This is a genomic window from Paenibacillus litoralis, assembly GCF_046244365.1.
Taxonomy (GTDB): Bacteria; Bacillota; Bacilli; order Paenibacillales; family NBRC-103111; genus Paenibacillus_V.
Genome location: NZ_CP176395.1, coordinates 6,347,723 through 6,360,494, shown reverse-complemented (window position 1 = coordinate 6,360,494; position 12,772 = coordinate 6,347,723). Strand labels below are relative to the sequence as shown.

The 12,772-nt window shown below is 55.5% G+C and carries 11 protein-coding genes and 1 riboswitch; of the genes, 8 read left to right on the top strand and 3 right to left on the bottom strand.

Annotated features, from left to right (window positions below):
* Nucleotides 1-41 precede the first annotated feature (41 nt).
* Nucleotides 42-878 (top strand): helix-turn-helix domain-containing protein, encoded by an 837-nt coding sequence (locus ACKGJP_RS26920; RefSeq protein WP_409341863.1) that lies wholly within the window; start codon nt 42-44, stop codon nt 876-878.
* 102 nt (nt 879-980) lie between these two features.
* Nucleotides 981-2,978, top strand: coding sequence for a methyl-accepting chemotaxis protein (locus tag ACKGJP_RS26915; RefSeq protein WP_409341862.1), 1,998 nt, complete (start codon nt 981-983; stop codon nt 2,976-2,978).
* Nucleotides 2,979-3,118: 140 nt separating this feature from the next.
* On the opposite strand, the gene ACKGJP_RS26910 is transcribed toward ACKGJP_RS26915, so the two are convergent.
* From ACKGJP_RS26910 to asd, 3 genes are all read right to left on the bottom strand, one after another.
* Nucleotides 3,119-4,291, bottom strand: a complete 1,173-nt coding sequence (locus tag ACKGJP_RS26910; protein WP_409341861.1) for an AI-2E family transporter — start codon at nt 4,289-4,291, stop codon at nt 3,119-3,121.
* Between the two features lie 226 nt (nt 4,292-4,517).
* Nucleotides 4,518-5,747 carry an MFS transporter gene (locus ACKGJP_RS26905; protein WP_409341860.1) on the bottom strand — a complete coding sequence of 410 codons (1,230 nt, stop codon included), beginning with the start codon at nt 5,745-5,747 and terminating at the stop codon, nt 4,518-4,520.
* Between the two features lie 105 nt (nt 5,748-5,852).
* Nucleotides 5,853-6,644, bottom strand: a complete 792-nt coding sequence (asd, locus tag ACKGJP_RS26900) for an archaetidylserine decarboxylase (RefSeq protein WP_409341859.1) — start codon at nt 6,642-6,644, stop codon at nt 5,853-5,855.
* A 262-nt stretch (nt 6,645-6,906) separates the two neighbouring features.
* Here asd and ACKGJP_RS26895 point away from each other — a divergent pair, with 262 nt between their 5' ends.
* The 6 genes from ACKGJP_RS26895 (at nt 6,907) to tenA (ending at nt 12,664) form a co-directional block, all read left to right on the top strand.
* Nucleotides 6,907-7,242 carry a PadR family transcriptional regulator gene (locus tag ACKGJP_RS26895; protein WP_409341858.1) on the top strand — a complete coding sequence of 112 codons (336 nt, stop codon included), beginning with the start codon at nt 6,907-6,909 and terminating at the stop codon, nt 7,240-7,242.
* Nucleotides 7,239-8,657, top strand: coding sequence for an FtsW/RodA/SpoVE family cell cycle protein (locus tag ACKGJP_RS26890; protein WP_409341857.1), 1,419 nt, complete (start codon nt 7,239-7,241; stop codon nt 8,655-8,657). Before ACKGJP_RS26895 ends, ACKGJP_RS26890 begins: the two co-directional genes overlap by 4 nt.
* Before the next feature lie 52 nt (nt 8,658-8,709).
* Nucleotides 8,710-8,815: riboswitch (TPP riboswitch) on the top strand.
* A gap of 200 nt (nt 8,816-9,015) precedes the next feature.
* Nucleotides 9,016-9,597 carry an ECF transporter S component gene (locus ACKGJP_RS26885; RefSeq protein ID WP_409341856.1) on the top strand — a complete coding sequence of 194 codons (582 nt, stop codon included), beginning with the start codon at nt 9,016-9,018 and terminating at the stop codon, nt 9,595-9,597.
* 26 nt (nt 9,598-9,623) lie between these two features.
* Nucleotides 9,624-11,144 (top strand): ABC transporter ATP-binding protein, encoded by a 1,521-nt coding sequence (locus ACKGJP_RS26880; protein WP_409341855.1) that lies wholly within the window; start codon nt 9,624-9,626, stop codon nt 11,142-11,144.
* A 4-nt stretch (nt 11,145-11,148) separates the two neighbouring features.
* Nucleotides 11,149-11,952, top strand: a complete 804-nt coding sequence (locus tag ACKGJP_RS26875) for an energy-coupling factor transporter transmembrane component T family protein (protein ID WP_409341854.1) — start codon at nt 11,149-11,151, stop codon at nt 11,950-11,952.
* Between the two features lie 46 nt (nt 11,953-11,998).
* Complete coding sequence (gene tenA, locus ACKGJP_RS26870; protein ID WP_409341853.1) at nt 11,999-12,664, top strand: thiaminase II; 666 nt, start codon at nt 11,999-12,001, stop codon at nt 12,662-12,664.
* Nucleotides 12,665-12,772 lie beyond the last annotated feature (108 nt).

Below are 12,772 nucleotides of genomic sequence, written 5' to 3'. Positions count from 1 at the left end.
GGAAATGGCAGTAAATCACTCAGAAGTGAAGGAGATTCATCATGTTGAACGTTTCGCCGGGCGATTTTGTCGTGAAATCCGCTTTTGCCAAAATCGTATGCGAGCCGGCCTGGAAGTGGCAAAAGCGCGAGAAGCCGCTGCAAAATTATGATTTGTTCTATGTATGGAGCGGGGAAGGCGAGGTCGTGCTGAACGGCATTCCACACGACGTCCGAAACGGAAGCTGCTTTCTGTTTAGACCCGGGGATGAGACGACCGCCACTCACAACGCTCAAAAGCCGCTGGTTCTCACCTACATCCATTTCGATATCCTGACGGTGCCGCTTGAGGTGCCTAAGCCATACAGGGTGCTGCCGGAGCCCGAGTCAACGGAGGTTGAACGTCTGCTGACCCGGTATGTGAGACTCTTTCTTGGGGAAGGGTTCGCGGCGAAAGAGGAAGCCCAGCTCGTATTGAAGCAGCTGATGATTCATCTGCTCCGTCACGATCGTAACGAAGCCGATGACAAGGGCATAGAAGGATTGGCTCCGCTTCAGCGTTCGAAACGGCCGGGAGAGGGCAGCATTCAGCAGAAGGAAGCGATTCGCGAGGTCGCCAACTACGTTCAGCTGCATGCGGGCAAGCCGCACAGGCTTGAAGATCTTGCGGCGCGCGCCAATTTATCGCCCCGTTATTTTTCTGCGAAATTCAAGGAGCTGATCGGCGAATCGGTGCAGGATTATGTGATCCGCACCCGTCTGGAGCGGGCCGAGCATTTGCTGCGCTACGCGGGGATGTCGGTTTCCGAAGTGGCGGGAGCGCTCGGATACCGCGACGTCTTTTTTTTCAGCAGACAATTCAAGCAGCATACCGGCAAGAGCCCTTCCGAACTGAGGTAGTCCGCCGCAAGCTTATAAAAATACGTTACTTTTGTCCTATTTCCTGCTATAATCTTCTCGATTTCCATAAAGAACCAGCGCATAAATAGGGGTGTCTGTCGGATGGGTCGTTCTCATTTGTTTTCTTTGCGCATTCAAGTCGTTTTGTTACTCGCCGTTCTGCTTGGCTTGCCGATGACGGTCATCGGTTATACGTACTATTCTTCAATGATGAACAGCTTGGAGGAGATTGAACGGGACCACGCCTACAGCGCTTCCGATGCGGCGCACAAGCTGACCGACAAAATCGGCAAAAGCTTGTTGGATTCCGTCATTACGAACGCCCATTGGGAGGATTACTGGAAAGCGGTGGAAACGAAGGACTTGGCGTGGATCGAGAAAAACGTCAACGTATCCACTAGCGTCATACCGAACGTCAACTTTGCGAGCACGATCGGCCTGAACGGGACGGTCCTTTCGCAGAGCGGCGATGTTCCCGAATTCACCGGTAAGCTCGGCTACCCGGAGCTTCTGGAGCGTCTCGGCAAGGAAGACGTTTTTTCCGGCTTTGTGAGCACGGGACAAGGCTTGGCCGTTCTGGGCGTGGCCAAAGTTACGGATGAAACGGAGAAGGCGAAGCCGCAAGCGCTGCTGGTGTTCGGGCGTTTTATCGATGCGGAAGCGCTGGAAGAGATTAAAGAAACGCTGTATGTCGACGTAGCGCTGTTGCCGAAGAAAGGGGCCGTGCTAGGTACCCGCGATGACGCAGCGGACGTGCTGCAAGCGCATTTGAATAAAGCGGAGGCGGACCCGGGTTATCGCGCGTTCCAATCGCGTTCGCTGGACGGCGAACTCGTTTCGGAGGTCATGACGCCGTTCCTCGATATAAACGGAAAGCCGCTTGGCGTCATGTACGTGGGCAGTCCGTCGGAGACAAGCAGTCAGGTGTCGGCAAAAATCCAAATGCTGAGCTTGCTCGTCGGCGGCGTACTGCTGCTGCTTGTCGTATTGCTTGCGGTCATATTCCAGCTCCGGGTGCTAAAGCCGCTGCGCCAATTCGCCCGTTTGCTCGGCGATGTCGCAGCCGGCGACTTGACCAAGGATATCGCCGCCGCGCATGTGCGGCGAAGGGATGAGGTCGGGCTGATCGCAGGCTCCCTTCAATCGATGCTGCGCCAGTTCAAGACAATCGTGGCGCAAATCCGCGAAACGACGGATCAAGTTGCCGCGTCTGCCGATCGGCTGACAAGCAGCGCGGAGGCGACCGTCCAGGCCAGCCACCAAATCGTGGCGGAAATGCAGGGAGTGGCTGACGGCGCCGCGGCGCAAACGTCGGGGGCCGAGCAGGGCGCAAGATCAATGCAGGAAATGTCGGCAGGCATTCACCAGGTATCCGAGCGTTCGTCCCGCGTCGCCGACGTTTCGCAGCAGGCTGCGGCCGACGCTGAAGCGGGGAATGTCTTGATTCAGGAAGCGGATAAGCAGATGGCTTCGATCAGCGAGGCGGTGGCCCGTTCGTCGGAAGTGGTGAAGCGGCTCGGCAAGCATTCCGAAGAAATCGGACTGATCGTCGACATCATAGCCAGAATCGCGGCGCAGACGAATATACTGGCGTTGAATGCCAATATCGAAGCGGCGAGAGCGGGCGAACACGGCAAAGGGTTTGCCGTCGTCGCGGCGGAGGTGCGGAAGCTGGCGGCGCAATCGGAGGAAGCGACCAAGCAGATCGAAGAGCTGGTCGGCAGCATGCAGGCCGATACGGCGGACGTGATTGGCGCAATCGAGAGGGGAACGCGCGAGGCAAGCGACGGAACGGTCGTCATCCTGCGCGCGGGAGACGCATTTCAGAAGATCTATGAATCGGTTCGGCGCATTTCGGCCGATATGCAGGACGTTTCCGCGGTAGCCGAGGAAATGTCGGCAAGCTCGGAGGAGCTATCCGCTTCCGTAGAGGAATCGGCGGCTATTGCGAAACGGTCCGCGGAGCACACGGATGAGATCGTGGCGATAACCGAGGAGCAGCTTGCTGCGATGGAGGGCGTGTCCCAGTCGATGGCGACGCTCAACCAGCTGGCGCAAAGCCTGAAGCAGGAAGTCTCCTTGTTCCGTATCGTTCGGTAGAACGGTGAGGAGAGGGAGAGGGGCTGTACCAACCGTGCAATTTTGATTTTTTTAAGCCCACGTTTTGATGTAAACGAGCTGTAAAAAAAACCTCCAGCACCACTTTTTACAGTGGTTTAGGAGGTTTTTTTGTTCCATGCTTATTCCGCGGCGTTACCGGATTCGGCTTCCGCCGCATTTACCGGCTCATACAAGCGCGAACGAACCTTGAACCAGCGGAACAGGTGCGAGAAGATGACCTTCAAGACGGCATAGCCGGGAACGGCGAGAATGATCCCCGCGATACCGAACAGATTGCCTGACGTCAGAATGATAAATATAATCGTGATCGGATGAATTTGCAGCGTTCTTCCCATAATTTGCGGGGAAATGAATTTCCCTTCGATCAGCTGCACGACGGTCCAGACGACGATCATTTTCAGAAGCATGACCGGCGACGTCACAATGGCGACGATCAGTGCAGGGGTAATCGCGATAGCGGGGCCCAAATAAGGCACGATGCTTGTGCACGCGGCAATGATCGCCAGAATGAGGGAGTACTCCAAGCCGATGATCAAATAACCAAGATAGAGCAAAAAACCGATGCAGAAGCTGACGATGATTTGCCCCCGGATATAGGAGCTGATCTGATGGCTCATTTCGGACATGACCCGCTGCGATTGATCCCGGAACGAATTCGGCAAGAACGAAACGATATAATTCGGCAACCGGCGGCCGTCCTTCAACAAATAGAACAAGATAAAAGGCACCGTAATGATAGCGAGCAGCGTTTCGGTCAAAGCCCCGAGAAAACCGCCGATACTGGTCCAAGTATGGTTCAAGAGCGCCGTCCCGCGTTCGGAGATCGTCTTCGTGAGCTCTTGGGGATTGACGTTAACCGCCTGCTGCAGCTGATTGATGAAGTCGCTGCCCATCCAGGATTCGAATTGAGCCTCGACCGTCTGACTGTAGACGGGGAAATTATGAATCAGGCTCATGACCTGCTCGCGAATCAGCGGAACGACGCTCCCGACCACCAGGGTGACGATTCCGATAATGAGCAAATACAGCACGACGATGGAGTATAGGCGCTTTACCTTCTTGCGTTCCATGTAATCCACGATCGGATTCAATAAATAATAGACGACCCCGGTAAGAATCAGCGGCAATAAAACGGTCTTGATCAGCACGAGCAGCGGTTTAAACACATACGAGATTTTGGTAAACACCATAATGTTTATGCCGATCAGCAAAATAATCAATAAGAAGATGACGAATTTATTGTTCAAAAAAAACAGCTTGAACCTGTCGCTCCATACCCGTGAACGTTCCATTGCACATGATCCTTTCTGACATATTTTCTAGAATAACCTTTAATCTTTGAAAGAACAAGTTTGAGGGGGGCGCGACAAACGCTCCATCCTCCCGGCTTAAGAGGCTTCATGATTATGGGACTGAGGTGTGGGGTATCGCTTTTGCAGGAAGTTTGCCGTACGCAAAAAGGCCGCGGCGCCCGAGCATGAAAATGGCGGGCAGCCGCGGCCTTTGCAAGCGTTACGATCAGTTGGACCACTCCCGCAGCTTGCGGTCGGAAGGAAGCAGAATCGTCAATATCCCGATAAGCGGCAGAAAAGCGCATGCCTGCATGACGAACGCAAGGCTCGTCAGCTCGATCAGATGACCGAGCGCAAGGGCGCCGACGGCTCCCAGGCCGAAAGCGAGGCCGGTAATGAGGCCGGATACGGTGCCTATTTTGCCGGGAATGAGCTCTTGCGCGTACACGACCGTTACGGAGAAGCTGGAAAGCAAAATAAATCCGATTGCGAGCAGAAGCACGAAGGCGAGCGTCGGTCCGGCATACGGAAGAATCAAGGCGAAGGGCGCGGATCCGAGCATCGAAAAGAAGATGACGTTGCGCCGTCCGAACCGGTCGGCCATAGGCCCGCCGAGAAACGTGCTGACCGCGCCCATAAGGCCGAAAGCCAGAATGAAATATTGGGCATTCTGTTTGGAAACGCCCAAGTTCTCGTTCAAGTAAAACATGAAATAGTTCGAGATGCTGGCGCCGTACCAAGAACGGACGAAGACGAGCACGATGAGCACGACGATCGCGTAGCCGATTTGCTTGCGGCGTACGCCCCCGTTGCTGCGCGCCGCGCCGTTGCGCGTGCGCTTAGGCATGACGAGCAGCCTCTCTTTATACCATCTGGCGATAAAAATTTGAACGAGAATGGCCGCTCCGGCAACGAACGTAAACCATAGTGCGCCTTTCTGGCCGAGCGGGAAGAAAATGTATATGACCATGAGCGGCGCAAGCGCCTGTCCGACGTTTCCGCCGACCTGAAAAATCGATTGGGCGAGTCCTCTTCTGTTCCCGGCGGCCATATAAGACACTCTGGAGCCTTCCGGATGGAATACCGACGAGCCAAGTCCGACCATCATGGCGGCCAGCAGAACGAACCAATAGTTGGGCGCAAAGCCCAGACAGAGCATGCCGACTAAGGTCGAGGCCATCCCGATAGGCAGCAAGTAAGGCGAGGGCCTCGCATCCGTAAACATGCCTACGACCGGCTGCATAAGCGAAGCGGTAAAGCTGAGCGCGAAGGAAATGAGTCCGATTTGTGAATATGTGAGCGACATGGAGTCTTTAAGGATCGGAAAAATGGCGGTAATGACCGATTGCATCGAGTCGTTGAACAAATGAACCAAGCTGATCGCCAGCAAAATGCGGTAAGCGGTTTTGTTCGTATCCGGAGCAGAACCGGCCGCTATAGCTGCTGAGGTCGTCATTATGAAAGTCTCCCTTCTCAATTAGAGAAGGGCAAGGACGGATAGCTCCGTCCTTGCCCGTATGATGTGCTTTGTAGTTGAGCTTCGGCCGGCATGGCCCGCGGATCAGCCTTTGGGCTGCAGCGTACCGAGCGATTGTCCCATTTTGACGACGCTGCCCAGCTGCAGATCGCTGCGAGGCTCGAACGTGCCCGACTCGGTAAGAAGGACGATCGTCGAACCGAATTCGAAATACGCCAGCTCGTCGCCGCCCGCCAGTTGATCCGGCAGAGGCTTGACGTATTGAATGCTGCTCACGTTCAACGCGCCGACCTTGACGACGGCGACTTCTCCGAACGCATGCTGCATATATGTGATAAGCCGTTCATTGCGGCTCAGTACTCTCTTCATGTGACGCAGGCCGAACTCGTTAACCGGGTACACTTTGCCCGGCACGTGTTCCTTTTCGACAATTTTGCCGCTGACCGGCGCGTGGATCCGATGGTAATCGGTAGGGCTCAAGTAGAGCACGAAAAAAAAGCCGTCCTTATAGTTGACGAGCCGGGGAGAGCGGTTGAGCAGCTCCTCGATCGTGTAATCCTGCCCTTTTACGTTAAAAATCTGGCCTGCTTTAATCTCTCCGATGCCGGTAATCATAGCATCGACCGGACTGACCAGCGTGGTTTCGGCCGCTTCGACGGGACGAATGCCGGGCTTAAGCTTTCTGGTAAAAAAATCGTTGAGCGACGCGTAATCCGATATGCGCTTCTCGGCGTCTTCAATGCGGATCCCGTACGTTCTGGCAAACCAAGGAATAAAGCTGCGGCTGGCTCTCGATTTGGCGAAAGCGCCTGTTACCCGTGAAACGGTTTTGCGTGAAGAAAGTTCTGTCAATAACCGGAAAAACGGCTTCGCCATATGTACATGTCACCTGTTCTATAGAGTTCGTATCGTTCTAGAGCCGCTTGCGCTGACGCTGCAGAGCGGGCGATGATTTCGCTTTTCTCATCTTGACACAGATTGCGCGACAAAGCAATAATATCGCGAAAAGTCGCTTACCGTATTCGACGTTTTTTGAGGCGTTCCTTCCGTCGAACGGGTGCTTGCCAAAACGTGGAACGGCGATTATTATTATACCTAGATAAACGATGCATAGATAACGGAGGGAAGTGAGAATCGCGTGAAAATAAGCAAAGAGCTGATGAAGGGCAGCACGGTGACGCTCGTTTTAACGCTGCTGGAGCGAAAGGCGATGTACGGCTACGAGATGATTAAAGAGATGGAATCGCGTTCGAGCGGCGTTTTTCAGTTTAAGGAAGGGACGCTGTATCCGATTCTGCATCAGCTGGAGGCGGAGGGCTTCGTCGAAGCCTACTGGTTCCAGGAAGAAGGCAGCCGCAAGCGAAAATATTACCGCATTACGGAACGCGGCCGCCAGCTGATTGCGGAGAAAACCCGGGAATGGAGCCTATTCCGCAATGCCGTGGACCAAGTGCTCGGGGAGGGCCGCGCATGAGTACGGAAGCGATGGAGCTATACGTTGAGGCGGTCTGCGGGCAAATCCGGAATAAGCGCGTCCATCCGGACGTCCGGGAGGAATTGTTCGCTCATTTGGAGGATGCGGTCATCGGGAATATGGAGCGGGGCATGTCCGAAGAGGAAGCGATCCGGCAGGCGGTCGCCGGCATGGGAGACCCGCTAAGCGTCGGCAAGGATCTGAACCGGACGCATAAAGTGAAAATCGAATGGACGGTCATCGCGCTGACGGCATTCTTTATGGCGGTCGGATTGCTGGCCATGCTATCGATCGTAGTAAGCGGGAGCTGGCTTAACGATGCGCTGTTCGTCAATAAGCTGAAGGCCCAGCTGGCAGGCGTCTTCGTGCTCGCGGGCGTTGCGCTTTTCGATTACCGCAAGCTGCTCCGCTACACCTGGCACCTCTATGCAGGAGCGATCCTGCTGATCGTAATGACGGCGTGGAGCAGCGGCACGGTAAACGGCGTCCCGCATCTCGAGCTGCCTTTCAACTCCATGCGTATCGACGTTTCTTTTTTTGCTGCCGTCTTGCTTTTGATTGCGGTAAGCGGACAGATTGCGGGCACGAGGGTAAAGGATACCGTATTCCCGGCTTCGGGCGAATCAAGTAAGGGCTCCCGGGATGGAATCTCCGGATCGGAGCCGCTTATGCGCATTCAAATTCCGCGCTTCGCCAAAGAGTGGGCGCTGTATGCGGACGGACTGCTGTGGAAGCTGCTATGGTTCGTTGTCATACCGTTTATGGGGTTATTTCAGATTCGTTCGTTTTCGGCCTTGTTCGTTTACGCAACGGGACTGATTTTGCTTTTGGTTTGCTCGCGCATGAAGGAGCGGTTCGCGCTGATCGGCCTAACGGCGGCCTGCTGTACAGTCGGCTTGGCAGCCGGAGGCTCTTATGGACTGCAGAGACTGAAGGCGTTTTTCGGCAATGATCCCGACGCCTCCTTTTACACGAAGAAATCGTTGTTCTTGATCGAGCAGGGCGGACTATGGGGACAAGGCTTCGCACACGGTGTAAAGGGGATTCCCGCCGTCCATGCGGAGCTGATTTTTCCATATCTGGTTTATGCCCTCGGCTGGGCGGCAGGCGCAATCGTCGTCGCTGCGGCCGTGATGCTCGCACTGCGCTTTCTGCAAGCCGCGGGGCGGACTACCGATTCATTCGGGAAAATGCTGGCCGCGGTCGTTATCGCTTACTTTTCGATTCACTTCTTCTGGAATTTCCTGATGGCGATCGGCTTGCTGCCGATTATCGGGCTGGGGTTACCGTTTATCAGCTACGGCGGATCGAGCTCGATTACCGAGGCGCTGCTGATGGGTCTTTTTCTCAGCGTTTACCGGCTTGGACGCAAGCCTGCGGCGAATGACCCGGCATTCGGCAGGACGGAAGCGTGACGGGCGGGTTACAACTTGAATGTTGACTTTTGACAAATGCGTGCTAATATAAAACTGTCACTAGGGGAGCCAAAGCGGCTGAGACTGGATCGCAAGATCCTAGACCCTCTGAACCTGATCTGGTTAGAACCAGCGTAGGGAAGTGGAAGAACGGTTCCTTGAACCGGTTGCCGCGCGGCATCGACTTTCCGCCACTCCTTTACGGGGTGGCTTTTTTGTTTTAGTCCCCCTCGTAAGGTAAGGAGTAAGCTTCTGAGGACACGCCTCATACGGTGAGGCGTCTAGTGGCAATTCATAAAGTCCGGGCTCCGGAACGGGAGCCGGCTGGACATTTTAGAAGAAAAGGGAGTGCAGGACGATGGGAAAAGGTCTTAAGTTGGCAGATATTTTGGTGACGGTTGTGATCGCCGTTGTGTTCGGGATCGTCTATAAGCTGTGGGGACCGCTCTATGATGCGGCCAAACCGTTCGGTATCCGTTTGGAGGAGCTCATCTACGGGATGTGGTTTATTGCCGGAACGGTAGCGGCATTGCTGATTCGCAAGCCCGGCGTCGCGCTTTTGGCCGAGGTGGCGGCTGCGTCGGCGGAGCTTGTTACCGGCTCGCAATACGGCGTATCCGTGCTGCTGTCCGGCCTGCTGCAAGGCTTATTCGCGGAGCTGGCATTTGCCGCCTTCGGGTACAAAAGGTTTACGATAGGCGTCGCCTCGCTCGCCGCGATCGGCTCCAGCGTCGGTTCGCTTATTATGGATTTCTACAATAATTACATTACCGATCTGTCGGCATGGAATTTGACCCTTATGATCGGAGCCAGGACGATCGGTTCGATCGTCATCTGCGGCTTTTTCGCTTACTATCTCGTCAAGGCTCTTGAGGCTACCGGCGTGACGAAGCAGCTGCGTCCCGTATCCAAGGAAGATTACAACGCGCTGGACCATTAAATTTGGAAAGCCGAGGAGAATGACAGATGATTACGGAAGCAGGCGTCAAACAGCTGCGACTGAAATTTCCCGGCGACGAAGGCTTGCTGTTCCGCGACCTGTCTTTTGAGGTAGGCCAAGGGGAGAAGGTACTGCTGCTCGGTCCGAGCGGATGCGGCAAATCGACGCTCCTTCAAGTGCTGACAGGCATCATCCCCCGATCGGTGGAAGTGCCGATGAAGCACGAGGACATTACGCTCCCTTCGTCATGGGGGTATGTGTTTCAAGATCCCGATACGCAGTTCTGCATGCCTTTCGTAGATGAAGAGCTGGCTTTCGTGCTCGAAAACCTGCAGGTTCCGCGCGCGGAGATGCCGCAGCGGATTCGGCATTACCTGGAGCTTGCCGGTTTGCGGCTGGATGATATCCATACGCCGATCAACGCGCTTTCCCAAGGCATGAAGCAGCGTCTGGCGATCGCTTCCGTTCTCGCCCTTGAGCCTGACGTGCTGTTTCTCGACGAACCGACCGCACTCCTTGATCCGGAAGGGACCGAGCAAGTTTGGGAAACGATTAAGGCGGTCGGCCGCGATAAAACGGTGCTCATCGTCGAACACAAGATCGACAGCATCGTCGATTTTGTCGATAGGGTCGTCCTGTTCGACGACCAAGGCAGAATCCTGGGGGACGGCGGGAAAAACGAAGTGTTCGACCGCTACAAGCAGCAACTGATCGATTACGGCATTTGGTATCCCGGCGTCTGGGACGATTATTCGGCGCGGCATCCCCAGCCAGAGGCTGAGCCGCTTCTGCCGGCTTCGGGCAATCCGCTTCTTTCGCTGGACGCGTTTGCCGGTTACCGGGGAAAAACCGAAAAGCTGTTCGTGCAAAAGGCCGACGTTCGTCCGGGAGAGTGGATCACCGTCGTTGGACATAACGGCGCGGGCAAAAGCACGCTGCTGCTGTCGCTGATGCAGCTCATCCGAACGTCCGGCAGCTACAAGGTGAACGGGCGGGATGCGGCACAGGTTGACGATCTTGCTTCACAGCTCGCGTACGTCTTTCAGAACCCGGAATTTCAATTCGTCACCAACTCCGTCTATGACGAGGTCGCCTATACGCTCCGGCTTGACAGGCTTCCGGAGAAGGAGGTCGCGGAGAAGACGAAGCGGCTCCTCGGTTTGTTCGAACTGACGGGGAAGTCCGCGCAGCATCCGTATTTGCTGTCGATGGGCCAGAAGCGCAGACTGAGCGTCGCCTGCGCTATCGTGAAGGAGCAGCCGGTTCTGCTGCTGGACGAACCGACCTTCGGCCAGGATGCCAAAAACACGTTCGCCATGCTCGAAAAGCTGGAGGAATGGCGGCGGCACGGAACGACGATCGTTATGGTGACGCATGATAGGGAAATCGTCGACCGTTTTGCCACGCGAATATGGACGGTCGCAGGCGGCAAGCTCGCTTCGGACTGCTTGGCGAGCCCGAGACGAGAGAAGGAAGGGCAGCCCGCCGATGCATGCGCCGGGACTGTCCGCTCAAGCGAAGCTCCCGCCGGAATAGGGAGGGGCTGAACCGATGCAGATCGATTTCACCTACCGGGAAACGTGGCTGCACCGCGGCAATCCCGCACTTAAGCTGCTGCTGTTCATCGTCCTTTTCGTGTATGCGATGTTCGTCCATAATCTCGATACCCTCGTTTACATGACGTTGTTTCATCTCGCGCTGCTTCTTCTTTTCTCGGGACACCCGCTGCGGAGGCTGCTGTTGTATATGTCGCCGTTTTTGCTCATTTTCGTGTCCAGCGCGTTGTCCATGACCTTATTCGGCAAAGGAACGACGCTCTGGTTCGAGTGGGGACTGGTTTCGGTGACGAAGGAAAGCTTTTTCCGCGGCGTGCATCTCGGCTTCCGGGCGCTTGATTTTGCCGTACTCGGGTTGACGTTCGCCTTGACGACGAGGCCGGTCTACCTGTTCTATTCGCTCATGCAGCAAGCGAAGCTGCCGCCGAAATACGCGTACAGCTTCATGGCTTCGATCCGGCTTATTCCGCTGCTGCTCGAGGAACTGCAGACGCTGCGCTATGCGCTCAAGGTACGCGGCATCCGGCGGCAGCGAGGCTTGGGGGGATTGTACCGGAAGCTGAAGGCATATGCGGTTCCGCTGCTCGCGCAGAGCATTCGGCGGGCGCAACGGATCGCCGTGGCGATGGAGGCCAAGCGCTTCTCGGAAGCCAAGCGGCGAACGTATTACTACGAGCTGAGCTTGTCGCGGACCGATATCCTTGCGATCATCGTGTATTCGGCTATTGCGGCCGTGGCGATCGGACTGAGCGGGTACGCTCCCGTTTTTGACATGACGGACGTTAGAATGATCGGGTAGAACCGGCAAACTTACAGAGATTCACACTTAGGAGGTTGGATGCAGCATGACGACATTTTCCAAGCAGGTACGGCAAGAGGCCGATGATATTTGGCAGGCAAGCTTCGATCATCCGTTCGTAACCGGCATCGCCGACGGCACGCTGCCGATCGAGGCGTTCCGCTACTACGTGATGCAGGATGCTTACTATTTGTCGCAGTTCGCCCGCGTGCAGGCGCTGGGAGCCGCCAAAGCGGACGATTTGTTTACGACGAACCGGATGGCGGTGCATGCGCAAGGTACATATGGCGCCGAGCTGTCGCTGCACGAGAAGTTTTCCAAGCTGCTGGACATAACCGATGAAGAAAAAGCTTCGTTCGAACCGGCGCCTACCGCCTATGCTTATACGTCGCACATGTATAGGGCTGCGTATACGGGGCATCTCGGCGATGTGATCGCGGCGATTCTGCCGTGTTACTGGCTCTATTATGAGATCGGCGAGCGGTTGAAGGGCTCGAAGCCCGGCCATCCGATTTATCAGGAATGGATCGACGCCTACGGCGGCGAATGGTTCGGGGAGCTCGTCAAGGAGCAGATCGAACGGTTTGACGAGATTGCGGCAAAAATATCGGACGCGGACCGCGAGCGGATGAAGCGTCATTTCCTGATCAGCAGCCGTTATGAGCTGATGTTCTGGGAAATGGCTTACCGCCAGGAGAAGTGGCCGGTGTAGCGGCTTACCGCCGGAATTGCCAGGAATGTTTAGAAGAATCTTCGACTCCGCCAGGTATGGGGGGACGAAGGTTCTTTTTTTTGATCGTTCCGGCCGGAGGGAGCTTTC